This is a genomic window from Pseudomonas sp. NPDC089530, assembly GCF_050280705.1.
In the GTDB taxonomy this organism is placed as follows: Bacteria; Pseudomonadota; Gammaproteobacteria; order Pseudomonadales; family Pseudomonadaceae; genus Aquipseudomonas.
Genome location: NZ_JBNNVU010000009.1, coordinates 47,946 through 65,004 on the forward strand (window position 1 = coordinate 47,946; position 17,059 = coordinate 65,004).

Below are 17,059 nucleotides of genomic sequence, written 5' to 3' on the forward strand. Positions count from 1 at the left end.
CAGGTCAGGCGCAGCTGGCCTGGGGCTTGAGGGTCATCAGCAGCAGGGCCAGCAGGATCGACACCAGGATGAAAGCAGCGGCGGCAAACCCCAGGCTGCCCAGCCCCAGGGTGTCGATCACCCGCCCACCCACCATGGCGCCCAGGCCGATCCCCAGGTTGGCCCCGGCGATGTTCAACGAGGCGGCAAACGCCGGCGCGTCGGGCGCCGCCTTGATCAGGCGCACGTGGCTGACCAGGAACAGCGCCGCCTGGGTCACACCCCAGACGCCCATGGCCGCGGCCAGGCCCAGGGGCGAGTGAATGCTCGGCACCAGCGCCACCATGCCGCCGATCATCAGGGCGCAGAAGCCCATGGACGCCAGCAACGGATGACGGTCCACCGCGCGGCCTCCCAGCGAGTTGCCGATCAGCCCCACTGCGCCGAAGCCCATCAGGCACCAACCCACCAGCGTGCCGTCGAAGCCCGCCAGGCGCTCGAGGATATCCGCCAGGTAGGTGTAGGCGGTGAACATGCCGCTGAACACCAGGATCGACAGCAATACATGCCCGAGCATCAAGGGGCTGCGCAGAATGCCGAACTGCGAACGCAGGCTGGCCTGCTCGTTGTGTACGCGGGTCTGCGGTAGATAGACATACAGCAGCAGGGCCTTGGCAAAGGCTACCAGCGCCAGGATGGCGAAAGCGCTGCGCCAGCCGAAGGCGTCGGAAATCAGGGTCCCCACCGGGATCCCGAACACCGTGGCGCAGACAATGCCGAAGCCGATCTTGGCGATGGCCCGCCCGGCATAGTCCGGGCCGACGATGTCCACCGCGGTTTCGCTGGCCAGGGCCCAGAACACCGGCAACCCCAGGGCGGGGATCAGCCGCGCCACGGCCATCACCCAGATGTTCGGCGCCAGCGCCGCCAGGGTGTTGGCCAGGCCGAACATCACCAGCACCGAAATGAACAGGCGCTTGCGCTGGAAACGGGCGAAATAGGCAGTCAGGAACGGCCCGAACGCCGCCACGGTAAAGGCGAACAATGTCACCAGCAGGCCAGCCTGGGGAATGCTGACCGAAAGGTCGCGGGCAATCGCAGGCAGCAGGCCGACAATGATGAACTCCGTCGTCAGCACGGTAAAACCGGCGGCCGACAACAGCAGGATGGGCAACAGCATGAAAAACTCCGGAAACGACGACATCAGCGACGGCCTGGAGGGCCCGCTGACGGGAGAGGAGAAAAGGATGGCGAATCCTAACAGAATGTTTCCACCGGTGGGTGGGCGCAGGCGAAAAAACCGCGAAGCGCACTGGCAGGGCCCAGGTGGCAGATCGTCACATCCGTGGGGCAAGCCCCTGTGATAAAGTCCGCCCCCCTGCCGCAACCTCCACTACCTTCAGTAATTCGTCGGTCCAGCGTCCTACCCCGACGCCGCACATATTAAAAAAATCAGAGATACCGCTATGACTGCTTCACCCCCCTCGCTCCTGGAAAAACTCAAGCGCACCAGCCTGGTCACGCAGATCGTCATTGGCCTGATCGCCGGTATCGCCCTGGCGCTGTTCGCCCCCGAACTGGCGAAGACCACTGCCTTTATCGGCAAGGTCTTCGTCTCGGCGCTGAAAGCCGTCGCGCCGATCCTGGTGTTCGTGCTGGTGATGGCCTCCATCGCCAACCACAAGCACGGCCAGGAAACCCATATCCGTCCGATCCTCTGGCTCTACCTGCTGGGCACTTTCGCCGCCGCGGTGGTGGCGGTGATCGCCAGCAGCCTGTTCCCTTCCGCGCTGGTGCTGAGCACCCATGACGTGGCCATCGCCGCCCCCGGCGGTATCAGCGAAGTCTTGCAGAGCCTGCTGCTGAGCGTGGTGGACAACCCGGTCAGCGCGCTGATGAATGCCAACTTCATCGGCATCCTGGCGTGGGCCATCGGCATGGGCGTAGCCATCCGCCATGCCGGCGAAACCACCCGCACCGTGCTGGATGACCTGTCCAACGGCGTGACCCTGATCGTGCGCGTGGTGATCCGCTTCGCCCCGCTGGGCATCTTCGGCCTGGTGGCTTCGACCCTGGCCACCTCCGGCTTCGGCGCCCTGCTCGGCTACATGCACCTGCTGGCGGTGCTGATCGGCTGCATGCTGTTCGTCGCGCTGGTGATGAACCCGCTGATCGTGTTCTGGAAGATCCGCCGCAACCCGTTCCCGCTGGTGCTGACCTGCCTGCGCGAAAGCGGCATCACCGCCTTCTTCACCCGCAGCTCGGCGGCCAACATTCCGGTCAACCTGGAACTGAGCAAGCGCCTGGGCCTGCATGAAGACACCTACTCGGTGTCCATCCCGCTGGGGGCCACCATCAACATGGCCGGCGCCGCCATCACCATCACCGTGCTGACCCTGGCCGCCGTGCATACCCTGGGCATCGCCGTCGACCTGCCCACCGCCGTGCTGCTCAGCGTGGTCGCCGCCATCTGCGCCTGCGGCGCCTCGGGCGTGGCCGGCGGTTCGCTGCTGCTGATTCCGCTGGCGTGCAGCCTGTTCGGCATCCCCAGCGAAATCGCCATGCAGGTGGTTGCGGTCGGCTTCATCATCGGCGTGTTGCAGGACTCGGCGGAAACCGCGCTGAACTCCTCCACCGACGTGCTCTTCACCGCCGCCGCGTGCCTGGCCCAGGAAGAAAAGGCCCAGCAGACGGCCTGATCCTCGCCAATCCCGCGCAAGAAAAAGCCCGGCCAGGTTCATACCTGGCCGGGCTTTTTCATGAGCCGCGGTTTTAAACGCGGCTATTCAGGAAGCACCTATCAGAAAGCGCCCATGTAGTCGCGCTTGCCGATTTCCACGCCGTTGTGGCGCAGGATCGCGTAGGTGGTGGTGACATGGAAGAAGAACTGCGGCAGGCCGTAGGTCAGCAGGTAGGCCTGGCCGCTGAAGCGCTTCTCTTTCGGGGTGCCCGGACGGGTCACGATCTCGATGCCTTCCTTGCCATCGATCTGCGCCGGCTGGATGCCGTCGATAAAGGCCAGGACCTTGGCCAGAAGCGCCTGCAGCTCGGCGAAGGTGGTTTCGCTGTCGTCGTATTTCGGCAGCTCGATTTCGGCCAGGCGGGCCGAAACGCCCTTGGCGAAATCGACGGCGATCTGCACCTGGCGGATCAGCGGGAACATGTCCGGGTACAGGCGCGCCTGCAGGAAGGCATTGGGGTCGATGTTCTTCGCCGTGGCGTGGGCTTCGGCCTTGTGCAGCACATCGCTCAGGGCGTTGAGCATTTGCTTGAAGACGGGAACGGAAGCGGCGTACAGGGAAATGGTCATGATGGTCTCGACACAGGTGGCGGGAATACAGCGAGCGAGGATTATAGCCACAGCCCATGGCCGCCGTGGGTTTATCCGGAACCGCCCTGGCGATAGACGCTGGGGGCCACGCCGAACCAGCGCTTGAAGCTCTGGGAAAAACTCGACAGGTCGCTGAAACCGAGGCGCTCGGCGACCTGGGTCAGGCTCAGGCCTGGGTTGGCCAGCAACTCCAGGGCCTGGGCACTGCGTTGCTGGAGCAGCAACTGGCGATAGCTGGTGCCCTCCTCCTGCAGGCGGCGCTTGAGGGTGCGCACGCTGGTGCGGGTCAGGCGGGCCATGCTCGGCAGGTCCGGCACGCTGCCCGCCGGCAGCGCTTCCAGTTGCTGGCGTACCTGGGCCGCTGCCCCCGGATGCGCTTGCCGACGCTCCAGCAATTGCGCACACAGCTGCTCGCACATGGACACCGTGAGCGGATTGGCCTGGGGCAAGGGGCGATCCAGAAAGCGCCGCTCGAACACCAGGCTATGGCGGTCTGCCCGATACTCGGGGGCCAGGCCGAAGATCCCCTGCGCCGCGCCAGTGCCACGGACCGCGGGCGGGGCGCCGCAACGGGTCAGCCGCAGCAGTTGGAAGTCCTGGCCGACGATCTCCTGCATCAGCACCGCTGCAGCAGCCATGTCCCGCTCCAGCAGAAAGGTGCGCACCGCGGCATCCGCCACCGGCGGCTCGCCGAAGGTCAGCACTCCCTGCCCGGGTTCCTGGCAATAGCCGATCGTGGCGAAGGCATAGGTCAAGGGCAGAAAGCGCAGGGCCAGGTTCAAGGCGGCCGCCGGGGTCGCGCTGCTGATCAGGCCATAGCCGAACAGGCCATAGGTGGAGAAGTGATAGCGCGTGCCCACTTCATAACCCAGGCCCGGAGGATGCCCCAGCAATGCCAGCAGGTTGCTCACCAGGCGCAATTCCTGGGCTGCCGACAACAGGCTGTTGGGGTCCTGCAACTGCTCCATGGACAGCCCGGAACCGGCCAGCAAACGCGCCAGCGCCAGACCCTTTTCGCGACCATAGTTCACCAGCAGCAAGGCGCTGGAGGGTCCGCGGGTGAACGACTGAATGGGCATGCGCCTGACTCATCAGCTGATGATTTGGCCCAAATACTAAAACACTTGTCCCGTTCCAGCATGGGGTCCGCGTCCGATTGCCCCCATGCTTTACTCACCGGGGCCGCACCGCCGACACAGGGCAATGGCACCGGGAGGACCCGTCCTGCCCCCCCACAACAAGAACAACGAGGTCGTCATGCCCGCATCCCTACCTGCCGCGAACCCGCCATCCGCCCCCGACAGCCCCCTTGACGCCATCATCATCGGCAGCGGCTTCGGCGGCCTGGGCATGGGCATCGCCCTGCGCAAGGCCGGCGTCGGCCGCTTCATCATCCTGGAGAAAGGCCAGGACGTCGGCGGGGTCTGGCGCGACAACCGCTATCCCGGCGCCGCCTGCGACGTGCCTTCGCACCTGTATTCGTTTTCCTTCGAGCCCAATCCGCACTGGTCCCGGGTCTTCGCGCCCCAGGCGGAAATCCATGATTACCTGCGGCATTGCGCCCGTACCTACGGCCTGGAGGCGCACCTGCACTTCGGCGCCGAAGTCAGCCATGCCGAATTCGACGAGGGCGAAGCCTGCTGGCGGGTCACCCGCAGCGATGGCCAGGTGCACCGGAGCCGCCTGCTGATCAGCGCCACCGGCCAGTTGAGCCGCCCCGCCCTGCCGCAGCTGCCGGGCATGCAGACCTTCAAGGGCCACGTGTTCCATTCCGCGTCCTGGGATCACCACTACCCCCTGGCCGGCAAGCGGGTCGCGGTGATCGGCACCGGTGCCTCGGCCATCCAGTTCGTGCCGCAAATCGCCGATCAGGTGGCGGCGCTCAAGGTCTTCCAGCGTTCGCCGGCCTACATCATGCCCAAGGCCGACCGGCCCTACAGCCCCGGGGAGAAACAGCGCTGCGCACGGTTTCCCCTATGGATGAAGCTGGTCCGCGCCACCCATTACCTGCATTTCGAGTCCCGGGCGCTGGGCTTCACCCGTCTGCAGGGCCTGACCCGCTGGGTAGTCGGCCGGCCTTTTCACCGGCTGTTGAACGCTTCGGTGCCCAGCCCCGAACTGCGCCGGAAGATGACCCCGGACTACCCCATCGGCTGCAAGCGCATCCTGCTCTCCAACGACTACCTCGAGACCTTCGCCAAACCCCATGTCGAGCTGCTGACCCAGGGCATCCGGCGCATCACCGAACAGGGCATCGAGACCCTGGATGGCCAGCAGCATGAGGTGGACGCGATCATCTACGGCACCGGTTTCGCCGCCACCGAGTTCCTTTCGCCCATGCGCATCACCGGCCGCGACGGACTCGACCTGAACCAGGCCTGGCAGCAGGGTGCGTCCGCCTACCTGGGGCTCAGCGTGCCCGGTTTCCCCAACTTCTTCATGCTCTACGGCCCCAACACCAACCTGGGCCACAACTCCATCATCCATATGCTGGAAAGCCAGATCTCCCATGTCATGCAGGCCCGCCAGGCACTGCTGGCCAGTGGCGCCAGCACCCTGGAGGTGGACGAGTTGCCCCACCGGCGCTTCCAGCAACGGATCCAGCGCCGCCTGGCGACCTCGGTGTGGAGCGGCTGCAAGAGTTGGTATGTCGACGAACGAGGCCACAACAGCACCAACTGGCCCGGCTTCACCTGGTCCTATCGCTGGCTGGCCCGTTATGCCGGGCTGGCGGCCTATCGCCTGGCCAGTCCCTTAGCGGCAGACGCGCCGGTCAGCGACGGGCTGCGAGTTGCGTCACCTCGGGACTGGCTGGAACGGGGCCAGGCGGCGCTGCTGCGGCTGGTGCTGCGGGCCAGCTTCAAGGCCCTGATCGGCCCGCCACGGGCCCTGGCCAGCCAACGCAAGATCGTCAGCGGCCTCTCCCGGCTGATGCCCGGCACACCGGGGGTGAGCCGCCGACGCACGCAGCTGGGCGAGCTGGCGTTGCAGATCGTCGACCCCAAGGCCGGCCCCGGCACCGGGGTCATTCTCTACCTGCACGGCGGTGCCTTCTGCCTGGGCAGCGCGGACACCCACTACAGCATCACCAGCCGTCTGGCCAAGGACAGCGGCTGCGCGGTGTGGGCGCCGGACTATCGGCTGGCCCCGGAACATCCCTACCCGGCGGCCCTGGACGATTGCCTGGCCTGCTATGACGCGATCCGCGCCCAGGGCTGCCCGGCGGAGCAACTGCTGATTGCCGGCGACTCCGCTGGCGGCGCCCTGGTGCTGGCCCTGGCCCTGGCCTTGAAGGAACGGGGCGAGCCCATCGCCGCCGGGCTGATACTGCTGTCGCCGCTCACCGATCTCGAACTGACTGGCGCCAGCCTGCAAACCCGGGCCGCGGTCGACCCGATGCTGCACCGCGACTGGCTGGAACAGGCCCTTAAGGCCTATGGGGCACCGCCGCGACCGCTGTGGCATCGCCCCCTGGAGGCGGACCTGAGCGGCCTGCCGCCGATGCTGATCCAGGTGGGCGACCAGGAACTGCTGCTGTCCGACTCCAGCCGCCTGGCCGAACGCGCCAGGGCCTGCGGCGTGCCCTGCCAGCTGGAAATCCACGAGGGGCGCTGGCATGTCTTTCAGTTGCAGGCCTTCTACCTGCGCTCCGCCCGCAATGCCCTGCGCAGCGTTGTTCGCTTTGCCCGGCAACGCCTGGACCAGCCGGTGGCGGCCGCCACCCAACGGAGTGCGGTAGCGGCCGTGGCACCGACAACCGCCTGAAGCTTCGTCCGTCGCGCGGCCTCTTCGGGGTCGCGCGGCCGGGGTTAACCCCTGGTAACCAAGTTCCGATGGCCAGAAGCGGGTTCTGCAGGTAAAACAGAGCCCCTCGAAGGCGGCCGCCACGCCCCTCCCCATCAGTGACCAAGGGATCAGTACTCATGAGCAGCGAACACGAAACCCCAAGCGAAGCCCTGCGTCTTGGCAGCACGGAAATCCGCCTCCTGGGTTCGTTGATCGAAAAGCAGGCCACCAGCCCGGAAACCTATCCCCTGACCCTCAATGCCCTGGTGCTCGCCTGCAATCAGAAAACCAGCCGCGAACCGGTGATGAACCTGACCCAGGGCCAGGTCGGGCAAAGCCTGCGCAGCCTGGAGGCCCAGGGCTTCACCCGGCTGGTCATGGGCAGCCGCGCCGACCGCTGGGAGCAGCGCCTGGACAAGGCCCTGGAACTGGTGCCGGCGCAGTTGATCCTGTGCGGCCTGATGTTTCTGCGGGGCCCGCAGACGGTCAATGAACTGCTGACCCGCAGCGGGCGCATGCATGACTTCGAAGACAGCGAGCAGGTCCTGCACCAGCTCGAACGCCTGGTCGCTCGCGGCCTGGCCCTGCACCTGCCGCGCCAGGCCGGCCAGCGCGAGGACCGCTACACCCACGCCCTGGGTGACCCGGCGGACATCGAAGCCATACTCGCCGCCCGCGGCAACCCGGCGCCAGGCAGCACTGGCGGCGCCGTTTCGCCGGAACGCATCGAAGAACTGGAAGCGCGGATCGCCGCTCTGGAAGAACGCCTGGCCCGCCTGGAGGGCTGAGCCCCCCGCACACCCTGTAGGCGGGTTTCAGGCCCGGGCGAAGGCCACGGCCTGCTGGAACTGCTCCTCGCTCGGGCGCACGCCGGTGTACAGCACGAACTGCTCCAGCGCCTGGAGGGCGATCACTTCCAGGCCGGTGATCACCTGCTTGCCTTCAGTTCGGGCGCGCTGGATCAGCGGGGTTTCTGCCGGAATCGCCACCACGTCGAATACGGTGCCCGCGGCCTGGATCGCTTCCACCGGGAACGCCAGTTGCTCGGCCTCCGGGCCGCCGCTCATGCCAATCGGGGTGACGTTGACCAGCATCTGCGGCCGCAGTTCACCCAGTTCCGCCTGCCAGCCGTACCCCAGGGAATCGGCGAGGGCCTGCCCGGCCCGGGCATTGCGCGCGACTATCACGCCATCGCGGTAACCCCCGTCGCGCAAGGCACTGGCCACCGCCTTGGCCATGCCGCCGCTGCCGCGCAGGACAAAGCGGGTGTCCTTGGGTATCCGGTGGCTGTCGAGCAGTTGGGCGACGGCCAAGTAATCGGTGTTGTAGGCCTTGAGATGGCCATTGGTGTTGACGATGGTGTTGATCGACTGGATCGCCCGGGCCGAGGCGTCCAGCTCGTCCACCAGGGCAATGCAGGCTTCCTTGAACGGCATGGACACGCCGCAGCCGCGAATGCCCAGGGCGCGGATGCCGCCCACGGCGCCCGGCAGATCCTGGCTGCTGAAGGCCTTGTAGTAAAAATTCAGACCCAACTGCTCATACAGATGGTTGTGAAAACGCAGGCCGAAATTCCCCGGACGCCCTGACAGCGACATACACAACTGGGTGTCTTTGTTGGGGCTCATCTGCATGTTGATCTCCTTGGAGCGCATTTTCGGATGGACGGGATTAGCCAGCCCTCGGGTTGTGCCCGATGATATCGACGTTGACTGGAAGACGGCCTGTAGTCCCCGGACGAGGTAAAGAAGCCGGTACACGACCTTACACAAACTTTACTCGGCGGCCGTGCTGTTTTTCAGAAAAACGCTGTCATAGATGTATCCCCGCGACAGTCCTCGCGTCTATCGCAGACCGAGCGCTGGGGTCGGAACCGAGGAATAGCCATGATGCGTAACATCCCCAAGATAGCCTTGCTCGTTGGTGCACTCGCTGTCGCCGGCCAAGCATCCGCCCACGGTGGCGGCTGGGGTGGCCCGGCGGTGTTCGGTGCAGTGGTCGGCGCGACGGTGGTGGGTTCGGTGATCGCCAACCAGAGCCGCCCGGTGTACGTGCAACAGCCGGTCTACGTTCAGCCGCAGCCGGTGTATGCCGCACCGCCTCCGGTCTATTACCAGCCGCAGCCGGTGTACGTGGAGAGCCCGCCGGTCTATTACCGTCCGGCCCCGGTGTACTACGGCCCGCCTCCCGGCTATTACGGCCCGCCGCGCCATTACTACTACGGTCCTGGCCGCTGGTAAGCCAGGAGTCCCTGCCACAGGCCCCGCCTCACCCGCGGGGCCTGTGGCGTTTTGCCGTCACGCAAACGTCTGAATAAATCTTGCAAAGGTCGCTACCGGGACAGCTTTTACGTTTGAATCCGGCAATAGTGTTGCCAGCGGCAGCCCCTGTGCAGAAGACTGTGGCTGTCATATTTATGTCATGCCGGGTCCGCAAGATCGGATCTGTCCACAAAACAGCCCCATAACAACAAGGACGACGCCCATGCCGACACAGAACCCCCACCACTCGCCCACCCTGGGCACCGCCAGCAAGGTGTACAGCGCCCTGACCGAGCTCAAGCAACTGGAAGGCCATCGCAGCGCCAAGTTCCTGGCATTGCTGGCCGAGCACCTGGTGCGCAAGGGCCTGCTGCACGACCCGGAAGTGGTCCATATGCTCGATCAGGTCGTGGACTGAGCGGACCGCCGCCCTTTTTTCGCCGCAATCAATGTCCACTATCGAGCGCGTTGATTTTTCGTGGAACCCGCAGGTCCGTAAGGTAGCCCCCATAGATCGATGGAGGTACTTATGCCCAAGGTTCAAATCATGTCCGTTATCGGCAGCGCCGTTCCCGCCTCGCTCAGGGATCTGGGGTTGCTGGCTTGCTGGTATCTGGTGCGCGACGGCGAGCCGGTCAGCGGCCCGCTCACTTCACTGAACGCGGCCCAGGCCCTGTCGCAAGAGATCGAGGGGCGCATCCTGCACGCCTGAGGCAACGGTCGCTGTATCCGCCGCCGGAATGCACGGCCCATAGATCCAGATCAATGAACGCTGCTGGCCGGCGCCTTACTCTCGCGCTCTTTTGCCATCGACAGCCGCCATGACGTCCCTCGCCCGCCCCGAACTGCTCGCCCCCGCCGGCACCCTGAAAAACATGCGCTACGCCTTCGCCTACGGCGCCGACGCGGTGTACGCCGGCCAGCCGCGCTACAGCCTGCGGGTGCGCAACAACGAATTCGACCACGCCAACCTGGCCCTCGGCATCCGTGAGGCCCAGGCCCAGGGCAAGCGCTTCTACGTGGTGGTCAACATTGCCCCGCACAACGCCAAGCTCAAGACCTTCCTCAAGGACCTGGAGCCGGTGATCGCCATGGCCCCGGACGCGCTGATCATGTCCGACCCGGGGCTGATCATGCTGGTGCGCCGGCACTTCCCGCAGATGCCGATCCACCTGTCGGTGCAGGCCAACACAGTGAACTGGGCCAGCGTCGAGTTCTGGCAGCAACAGGGCCTGAGCCGGATCATCCTGTCCCGCGAACTGTCCCTGGAAGAAATCGAGGAAATCCGCCAGCAGGTGCCAGCCATGGAGCTCGAAGTCTTCGTCCACGGCGCCCTGTGCATGGCCTATTCCGGGCGCTGCCTGCTGTCCGGCTACATGAACAAGCGCGACGCCAACCAGGGCACCTGCACCAACGCCTGCCGCTGGAAATACCAGGCCCAGGAGGCCACGGAAAACCTCACCGGCGAGATCGTCCAGCAGTTCCAGCCGGAACCGACCCTGGGCCTGGGCGCGCCGACCGACCAGGTGTTCCTGCTGCGCGAGGCCAATCGCCCGGACGAGGCGATGCCGGCCTTCGAGGACGAACACGGCACCTACATCATGAATGCCAAGGACCTGCGGGCGGTGCAGCATGTCGGGCGCCTGGCGCGGATGGGCGTGCACTCGCTGAAGATCGAGGGCCGCACCAAGTCGCACTTCTACTGCGCCCGCACCACCCAGGTCTATCGCCGGGCCATCGACGACGCGGTGGCCGGCCGCGAGTTCGACCGCAGCCTGATGAACGACCTGGAGTCCCTGGCCCAGCGCGGCTACACCGAGGGTTTCCTGCGCCGCCACGTGCACGACGAATACCAGAACTACCAGAACGGCAGCTCGGTCTCGGAGCGCCAGCAGTTCGTCGGCGAACTCACCGGCGAACGCCGGGACCGCCTGGCCGAAGTGCGGGTGAAGAACCGCTTCGCCCTGGGCGACCACATGGAGCTGATGACGCCCAAGGGCAACTTCCACTTCGACCTGCACCAGTTACAGAACGTGCGTGGCGAGTCGATCGAGGTCGCCCCGGGGGACGGGCACACGGTGTACCTGCCGATCCCCGATGCGGTGGATCTGCACTTTGCCTTGTTGATGCGCGATGTGACGTCGAACGGCGCGGTGTAATCCCGATCGACACGGCGTCTTTACGGACGCCATCGCGGGCCAGTCGGATCGCCGCCCGCTCGCTCCGACAGGACGTCATTCTGTCGGATCGATTGCCCGCGCGCCCGACCCCGTAGCCGCCCGCCCCCCCCCAGAATCCCCGCGCAGCGGCGGTGCCGACCGGTACCGCCGGGTTTTCCCACGCCCCGGACTGATATTATTATTTTCAGTATGTTGATTTCTGAAACAATACATGTCATTTATAGCCACACAAACTTCACCAGGACCCCAGCATCCCGCCAGCCCGGACGGCCCGAACCACCCCAACGCCCCCCAAGGAGTCAACAAGATGAACAAGACAGAACTTCTAGGTGCTCTGGCGCTGTGCGCCGCAAGCTTCCTGGCCCACGCCGACGAAGACAGCCTGCGTATCGGTATCGAAGCCGCCTACCCGCCCTTTTCCTTCAAGACACCGGAGGGCAACGTCAGTGGTTTCGACTACGACATCGGCAACGCCCTGTGCGAAGAGATGAAGGTCAAATGCGAATGGGTCATCCAGGAATTCGACGGCATGATCCCTTCGCTCAAAGTGCGCAAGATCGACGCCGTGCTGTCGTCGATGTCGATCACCGAAGACCGGATGAAGTCGGTGGACTTCAGCCAGAAGTACTACCACACGCCAGGCAAGTTCGCGATGAAGGCCGGCAACGTGCTCAACGACCCACGGGTCGACCTCAAGGGCAAGAAAGTCGGGGTGCAGCGCGCCTCGACCTATGACCGCTTCGCCACCGAGCAACTGGCGACCGCCGGGGTCGAGGTGGTGCGCTACGCCTCGCAGAACGAAGCCTTCCTCGATCTCGCCGCGGGGCGCCTGGACGCCACCCTCGCCGACATCGTCAATACCGACGAGAGCTTCATCAAGACCGCCGCCGGCAAAGGCTTCGCCCTGGTCGGGCCGAATATCACCGACCCGGACTATTTCGGCCGCGGCGCCGGGATCGCCGTGCGCAAGGGCGACAGCGCCAACGTCGCGCGCCTGAATGCGGCTATCGACGCGATCCGCGCCAACGGCAAGTACCAGCAGGTCATGGCCCGCTACTTCGCGTTCGACATCTACGGCGAATAAGCCTGACCCATCGCCCCGGCACCGACTCGTCGCGGTGCCGCTTCGGGCCTGTTTTGCGCCTGCGTGGCGCTCGCTTGAGGAACTTCATCATGCTCCACGGCTACGGATCGAGCATTCTCGATGGTGCCTGGCTGACCATTAACCTGGCCCTGACCTCCATGGCCCTGGCCATTGCCCTGGGCCTGATCGGCGCGGCCTTTCGCCTGTCGCCGCTCAGGTGGCTGGCGCTGCTGGGCGAGGGTTACACCACCCTGATCCGCGGGATCCCCGACCTGGTACTGATCCTGCTGATCTTCTACGGCGGCCAGGACCTGGTGAACCGCATCGCCCTGGCGCTCGGCTACACCCGCTACCTGGACATCAATCCCTTTATCGCCGGCGTCTGCACCATGGGCTTCATTTTCGGCGCCTACCTCTCGGAGACGTTTCGCGGCGCCTTCATGGCGATCCCCAAGGGCCAGGCCGAGGCCGGCATGGCCTATGGCATGCGGGGCAGCCAGGTGTTCTGGCGGATCCTGGTCCCGCAGATGATCCGCTTCGCCATTCCCGGCTTCACCAACAACTGGCTGGTGCTGACCAAGTCCACCGCGCTGATCTCGGTGATCGGCCTGCAGGACATGATGTTCAAGGCCAAGAACGCGGCGGACGCCACCCATGAACCCTTCACCTTCTTTCTTGCCGTGGCGGCGCTGTATCTGCTGCTGACCAGCCTGTCCTTGCTGGTGCTGCGCTATCTGGAAAAACACTACTCGGTCGGCATCAAAGCCGCCGAACTGTGATTGGGAGCCCCCATGATGCTCGACTACCACCTGATCTGGGACAACCTGCCGCTGTACCTCGGCGGCGTCCTGGTGACCTTGAAAGTGTTGCTGATTTCCCTGGCCGGCGGCCTGCTGCTGGCGATCCCCCTGGCGCTGATGCGAGTGTCCCGCTCGCCGCTACTCTGCTTCCCGGCCTGGCTCTACACCTACGTGATCCGTGGCACGCCGATGCTGGTGCAGCTGTTCCTGATCTACTACGGCCTGGCCCAGTTCGAAGCGGTACGCCAGAGCCTGCTCTGGCCCTACCTGTCCAGCGCGACCTTCTGCGCCTGCCTGGCCTTCGCCCTCAATACCGGCGCCTATAGCGCGGAATTGCTGGCCGGCAGCCTGAAGTCCACCGCCCACGGCGAGATCGAGGCCGCCCGGGCCATGGGCATGTCGCGCGGCACCCTGTACCGGCGCATTCTCCTGCCGTCGGCCTTGCGCCGGGCGCTGCCGCAGTACAGCAACGAAGTCCTGATGATGCTGCAGACCACCAGCCTGGCGTCCATCGTCACCCTGGTCGACATCACCGGTGCCGCGCGCACCGTCAGCTCGCGGTTCTACCTGCCGTTCGAGGCCTTCATCACCGCCGGGCTCATCTACCTGGTCCTGACCTTCATTCTGGTGCGCCTGTTCAAGCGGGCCGAACGCCGCTGGCTGGCGTACCAGGCCCCGCGCAAGCACTAAGGAGTTGTTATGGAGCACATTCAATACCGTTTGCCGTGGAGCGCCTCCGGCACCGAACGCCAGCTGTCGCTGTTCCGTTTTGGCAGCGGGCCGCGCAAGGCCTATATCCAGGCCTCCCTGCATGCCGACGAGCTGCCGGGCATGCGAGTGGCCGTCGAGCTCAAGCGCTGCCTGCTCTCACTGGAAGCCCAGGGCCGCCTGAACGGCACGATCGAACTGGTGCCGATCGCCAACCCGATCGGCATCGCCCAGATGTTCCAGGCGACCCATCAAGGCCGCTTCGAATTCGGCAGCGGCAAGAACTTCAATCGCGACTTCCCGGAGTTGACCGACACCGTCGCTGCGCGCCTGGCCGGACGCCTGGGCGACGATGCCGACACCAACATCGCGCTGATCCGCCGCGCCATGGGCGAGGCCCTCGAACAGCTGCCGGCGCCGGCATCGGAACTCGACGGCCTGCGCCGCCTGTTGTTGCAGCACGCCTGCGACGCCGACGTGGTGCTGGACCTGCACTGCGATTTCGAGTCGGTGATGCTGCTGTACGCCATGCCGCAGAACTGGCCGCGCCTGCACTCCCTGGCCGCGCGCCTGTACGCCGATGTCGCGCTGCTGGACGAGGCCGCGGGCGGCAGCGCCTTCGACGAGGCCTGCGCCAGCCCCTGGCTGCAGCTGGCCCAGCGCTTTCCAGAGGCCGATATTCCACTGGCGTGCGTGGCCACCACCATCGAACTGCGCGGCATGGCCGACACCGAACGCGAGCCCTGCGTCGACAGCGCCCAGGCCATTCTCGGCTACCTCGCCGACCAGGGCCTGATCCGCGGCGATTGGCCGGCGCCGCCGCCTTGCACCTGTGAGGCGACCCCTTTCGCCGGGGCGCAGTACGCCTACGCGCCGCACCCGGGGGTGGTGAGCTACCTGCAACCGCTGGGTGCCCGGGTCTCGGTGGGCGATCCGCTGTTCGAAGTCATCGACCCCCTGACCGATCGCCACAGCCTGGTGCACGCCGACACCGACGGCATCCTCTATGCCCGCGAACGCCTGCGTTTTGCCCAGCCCGGTCTGTGGCTGGCCAAGGTGGCCGGCAATACCCCCATTCGCCAGGGTCGCTTGCTCAGCGACTGACTCCCGAGAATCGCAACCATGTACACACTTGAAATCCAGGATCTGCACAAAAGCTACGGCGCCCACCAGGTGCTCAAGGGCGTGTCCCTGCAAGCCAAGGCCGGCGACGTGATCAGCCTGATCGGCTCCAGCGGCTCGGGCAAAAGCACCTTCCTGCGCTGCATCAACCTGCTGGAGCAGCCCAGCGCGGGCAGCATCGTGCTCAATGGCGAAGCCCTCAAGCTGCGCGCCAACAAACTCGGCGAACTCAAGGCCGCCGAACCCCGGCAGTTGCAACGCATGCGCTCGCAGCTGTCGATGGTGTTCCAGCACTTCAACCTGTGGTCGCACATGAGCGTCCTGGAAAACGTCATGGAGGCCCCGGTGCAGGTGCAGGGCCTGAGCAAGCAAGAGGCGCGGGAAAAGGCCGAGCACTACCTGAACAAGGTCGGTGTGGCCCACCGCATGGGCGCCTGGCCGGCCCATATGTCCGGCGGCGAGCAACAGCGGGTGGCGATTGCCCGGGCGCTGGCCATGGAGCCGGAAGTGATGCTGTTCGACGAACCGACCTCGGCGCTCGACCCGGAACTGGTCGGCGACGTGCTCAAGGTGATGCAGGACCTGGCCCAGGAAGGCCGCACCATGGTGGTGGTGACCCATGAAATGGGCTTTGCCCGCGAGGTCTCGAACCAGGTGGTGTTCCTGCATCAGGGCCTGGTGGAAGAGCGCGGCGACCCGCGGGAAGTGCTGCTCAAGCCGCAGTCCGAACGCCTGCAGCAGTTCCTCGCCAACAACCTGAAGTGACCCGGCGCGTCGCCCCCCTGGCGCTGCACGCCGGGGGGCGGCTTCGGATACACTCCAGCCTGCCTTGTGCCCCCCTTCTTCAACCTCAGGACATGTTGAGCCGGATATGCCGACCCCACTGAAAGACACCACGGTCTATGCCGCGCCGGTGATGCGCAAACTGGCGCAAATCGTGACCGAACTGCCGCCCTCGCTGCGCAAGGTGGCGGACTTCATCCTGCGTCATCCCCTGCGCGCGGCGACCCTGACCATCGAGGAAATGGCCCAGGCGACGGCAACCTCGCCGGCGGCGGTCAACCGCCTGGCCAAGACCCTCGACCTCGGTGGTTATACCGGCATGAAGGCCGAGCTGGTGGCGACGCTGCAGCAAATGGTGTCGCCGGTGGACAAGCTGCGCAACGAGCTGGCCCATCGCCCCGGTGGCACCTTCGGCCTGCACGAGCAGATCCAGAGCGCCAGCAGCAACCTCGCCACGGCGGCGACCAACAACCAGGCCGAGACCTTCGACGCCTTCGTCACCCGCCTGATCCAGGCGCGCAAGATCTACATCCTGGGGTTCGGCAACAGTGTCTACTTCGCCGGTCTCGCCGCCTCGACCCTGATGCCCTTCTGCGCCGACGCCTGCGCCATCAGCATGGAAGGCGGCAACGAAAACGCCGCCTACCGGCTGGCGGCGATCACCGATCAGGATCTCTTGCTGGCGATCTCCCTGCCGCGCTACTCCCTGGATACCCTGCAACTGGCGCGGTTCGCCAACGAACGCGGCGCCACGGTGCTGGCGATCACCGACTCCCCCGCCTCGCCGCTGACCGGCATCGCCGAACACACGCTGTTCGCCCCCGCCGACCACCCGGTCATGACCAGCTCCAATATCGCGGTGCTGGCCCTGATCGAGGGGCTGGTGGCGAGTGTGATGGCGCGCAACAAGGAAGCGGTCAAGCTGGCGACCGAGCTGACCGAAAGCGTGATGTCCTACCTGCATATCCCGGGCAGCAGCAAACCGCGGAAGAAGTGAGGCCGCTTGATCGGCAGGGTCGGGGTGT

At 65.6% G+C, this 17,059-nt stretch carries 17 protein-coding genes; 13 read left to right on the forward strand and 4 right to left on the reverse strand.

The window, feature by feature from the left end; all coding sequences use genetic code 11:
* Positions 1-4 precede the first annotated feature (4 nt).
* Positions 5-1,159 (reverse strand): MFS transporter, encoded by a 1,155-nt coding sequence (locus tag ACQKQA_RS05720; RefSeq protein WP_427554406.1) that lies wholly within the window; start codon positions 1,157-1,159, stop codon positions 5-7.
* A 286-nt stretch (positions 1,160-1,445) separates the two neighbouring features.
* Here ACQKQA_RS05720 and sstT point away from each other — a divergent pair, with 286 nt between their 5' ends.
* Positions 1,446-2,678, forward strand: a complete 1,233-nt coding sequence (gene sstT, locus ACQKQA_RS05725) for a serine/threonine transporter SstT (protein WP_427554408.1) — start codon at positions 1,446-1,448, stop codon at positions 2,676-2,678.
* A gap of 101 nt (positions 2,679-2,779) precedes the next feature.
* Here sstT and ACQKQA_RS05730 read toward each other — a convergent pair whose 3' ends face one another.
* Together ACQKQA_RS05730 and ACQKQA_RS05735 are read right to left on the reverse strand one after the other, a co-directional pair.
* The gene (locus tag ACQKQA_RS05730; protein ID WP_427554410.1) at positions 2,780-3,289 is read right to left on the reverse strand and encodes a DUF1993 domain-containing protein; all 510 of its coding nucleotides are present in this window, start codon (positions 3,287-3,289) and stop codon (positions 2,780-2,782) included.
* A 71-nt stretch (positions 3,290-3,360) separates the two neighbouring features.
* Positions 3,361-4,389, reverse strand: coding sequence for an AraC family transcriptional regulator (locus ACQKQA_RS05735; protein WP_427554412.1), 1,029 nt, complete (start codon positions 4,387-4,389; stop codon positions 3,361-3,363).
* A gap of 178 nt (positions 4,390-4,567) precedes the next feature.
* Between ACQKQA_RS05735 and ACQKQA_RS05740 the strand changes: the two genes are divergently transcribed.
* Together ACQKQA_RS05740 and ACQKQA_RS05745 are read left to right on the forward strand one after the other, a co-directional pair.
* Positions 4,568-7,075: a flavin-containing monooxygenase gene (locus ACQKQA_RS05740; protein WP_427554414.1), complete on the forward strand. Its 2,508-nt coding sequence runs from the start codon at positions 4,568-4,570 to the stop codon at positions 7,073-7,075.
* A 158-nt stretch (positions 7,076-7,233) separates the two neighbouring features.
* Positions 7,234-7,884, forward strand: a complete 651-nt coding sequence (locus tag ACQKQA_RS05745; RefSeq protein WP_427554416.1) for a YceH family protein — start codon at positions 7,234-7,236, stop codon at positions 7,882-7,884.
* Between the two features lie 27 nt (positions 7,885-7,911).
* Here ACQKQA_RS05745 and ACQKQA_RS05750 read toward each other — a convergent pair whose 3' ends face one another.
* Positions 7,912-8,730, reverse strand: a complete 819-nt coding sequence (locus ACQKQA_RS05750; RefSeq protein WP_427554418.1) for a shikimate 5-dehydrogenase — start codon at positions 8,728-8,730, stop codon at positions 7,912-7,914.
* 252 nt (positions 8,731-8,982) lie between these two features.
* Between ACQKQA_RS05750 and ACQKQA_RS05755 the strand changes: the two genes are divergently transcribed.
* The 10 genes from ACQKQA_RS05755 (at position 8,983) to ACQKQA_RS05800 (ending at position 17,031) form a co-directional block, all read left to right on the forward strand.
* A complete protein-coding gene (locus ACQKQA_RS05755) occupies positions 8,983-9,336 on the forward strand; it encodes a hypothetical protein (protein WP_427554420.1) in 354 nt (117 codons plus the stop codon).
* 244 nt (positions 9,337-9,580) lie between these two features.
* Positions 9,581-9,775, forward strand: coding sequence for a hypothetical protein (locus ACQKQA_RS05760; RefSeq protein ID WP_427554422.1), 195 nt, complete (start codon positions 9,581-9,583; stop codon positions 9,773-9,775).
* 111 nt (positions 9,776-9,886) lie between these two features.
* Positions 9,887-10,069, forward strand: coding sequence for a hypothetical protein (locus ACQKQA_RS05765; protein WP_427554424.1), 183 nt, complete (start codon positions 9,887-9,889; stop codon positions 10,067-10,069).
* Positions 10,070-10,178: 109 nt separating this feature from the next.
* Entirely contained in the window at positions 10,179-11,516 is a 1,338-nt protein-coding gene (yegQ, locus tag ACQKQA_RS05770; protein WP_427554426.1) for a tRNA 5-hydroxyuridine modification protein YegQ, read from the forward strand.
* A 328-nt stretch (positions 11,517-11,844) separates the two neighbouring features.
* Positions 11,845-12,621 (forward strand): ABC transporter substrate-binding protein, encoded by a 777-nt coding sequence (locus tag ACQKQA_RS05775; RefSeq protein ID WP_427554428.1) that lies wholly within the window; start codon positions 11,845-11,847, stop codon positions 12,619-12,621.
* An 89-nt stretch (positions 12,622-12,710) separates the two neighbouring features.
* The gene (locus ACQKQA_RS05780; RefSeq protein ID WP_427554430.1) at positions 12,711-13,400 is read left to right on the forward strand and encodes an ABC transporter permease; all 690 of its coding nucleotides are present in this window, start codon (positions 12,711-12,713) and stop codon (positions 13,398-13,400) included.
* Between the two features lie 12 nt (positions 13,401-13,412).
* On the forward strand, positions 13,413-14,111 hold the full coding sequence (locus ACQKQA_RS05785; protein WP_427554432.1) for an ABC transporter permease: 699 nt from the start codon (positions 13,413-13,415) through the stop codon (positions 14,109-14,111).
* A 9-nt stretch (positions 14,112-14,120) separates the two neighbouring features.
* Entirely contained in the window at positions 14,121-15,233 is a 1,113-nt protein-coding gene (locus tag ACQKQA_RS05790; RefSeq protein ID WP_427554434.1) for a succinylglutamate desuccinylase/aspartoacylase family protein, read from the forward strand.
* 18 nt (positions 15,234-15,251) lie between these two features.
* On the forward strand, positions 15,252-16,016 hold the full coding sequence (locus ACQKQA_RS05795; RefSeq protein WP_427554436.1) for an ABC transporter ATP-binding protein: 765 nt from the start codon (positions 15,252-15,254) through the stop codon (positions 16,014-16,016).
* Positions 16,017-16,122: 106 nt separating this feature from the next.
* Entirely contained in the window at positions 16,123-17,031 is a 909-nt protein-coding gene (locus ACQKQA_RS05800) for a MurR/RpiR family transcriptional regulator (RefSeq protein WP_427554438.1), read from the forward strand.
* Positions 17,032-17,059 lie beyond the last annotated feature (28 nt).

What these genes read in the sequence shown, in the direction of transcription:
- ACQKQA_RS05785 (WP_427554432.1), top strand. Translation starts at nt 13,413, where the DNA reads ATGATGCTCGACTACCACCTGATCTGGGACAACCTGCCGCTGTACCTC.
- ACQKQA_RS05790 (WP_427554434.1), top strand. Translation starts at nt 14,121, where the DNA reads ATGGAGCACATTCAATACCGTTTGCCGTGGAGCGCCTCCGGCACCGAA.
- yegQ (WP_427554426.1), top strand. Translation starts at nt 10,179, where the DNA reads ATGACGTCCCTCGCCCGCCCCGAACTGCTCGCCCCCGCCGGCACCCTG.
- ACQKQA_RS05735 (WP_427554412.1), bottom strand. Translation starts at nt 4,389, where the DNA reads ATGCCCATTCAGTCGTTCACCCGCGGACCCTCCAGCGCCTTGCTGCTG.
- ACQKQA_RS05760 (WP_427554422.1), top strand. Translation starts at nt 9,581, where the DNA reads ATGCCGACACAGAACCCCCACCACTCGCCCACCCTGGGCACCGCCAGC.
- ACQKQA_RS05780 (WP_427554430.1), top strand. Translation starts at nt 12,711, where the DNA reads ATGCTCCACGGCTACGGATCGAGCATTCTCGATGGTGCCTGGCTGACC.
- ACQKQA_RS05745 (WP_427554416.1), top strand. Translation starts at nt 7,234, where the DNA reads ATGAGCAGCGAACACGAAACCCCAAGCGAAGCCCTGCGTCTTGGCAGC.
- sstT (WP_427554408.1), top strand. Translation starts at nt 1,446, where the DNA reads ATGACTGCTTCACCCCCCTCGCTCCTGGAAAAACTCAAGCGCACCAGC.
- ACQKQA_RS05800 (WP_427554438.1), top strand. Translation starts at nt 16,123, where the DNA reads ATGCCGACCCCACTGAAAGACACCACGGTCTATGCCGCGCCGGTGATG.
- ACQKQA_RS05740 (WP_427554414.1), top strand. Translation starts at nt 4,568, where the DNA reads ATGCCCGCATCCCTACCTGCCGCGAACCCGCCATCCGCCCCCGACAGC.
- ACQKQA_RS05720 (WP_427554406.1), bottom strand. Translation starts at nt 1,159, where the DNA reads ATGCTGTTGCCCATCCTGCTGTTGTCGGCCGCCGGTTTTACCGTGCTG.
- ACQKQA_RS05765 (WP_427554424.1), top strand. Translation starts at nt 9,887, where the DNA reads ATGCCCAAGGTTCAAATCATGTCCGTTATCGGCAGCGCCGTTCCCGCC.
- ACQKQA_RS05730 (WP_427554410.1), bottom strand. Translation starts at nt 3,289, where the DNA reads ATGACCATTTCCCTGTACGCCGCTTCCGTTCCCGTCTTCAAGCAAATG.
- ACQKQA_RS05795 (WP_427554436.1), top strand. Translation starts at nt 15,252, where the DNA reads ATGTACACACTTGAAATCCAGGATCTGCACAAAAGCTACGGCGCCCAC.
- ACQKQA_RS05755 (WP_427554420.1), top strand. Translation starts at nt 8,983, where the DNA reads ATGATGCGTAACATCCCCAAGATAGCCTTGCTCGTTGGTGCACTCGCT.
- ACQKQA_RS05775 (WP_427554428.1), top strand. Translation starts at nt 11,845, where the DNA reads ATGAACAAGACAGAACTTCTAGGTGCTCTGGCGCTGTGCGCCGCAAGC.
- ACQKQA_RS05750 (WP_427554418.1), bottom strand. Translation starts at nt 8,730, where the DNA reads ATGCAGATGAGCCCCAACAAAGACACCCAGTTGTGTATGTCGCTGTCA.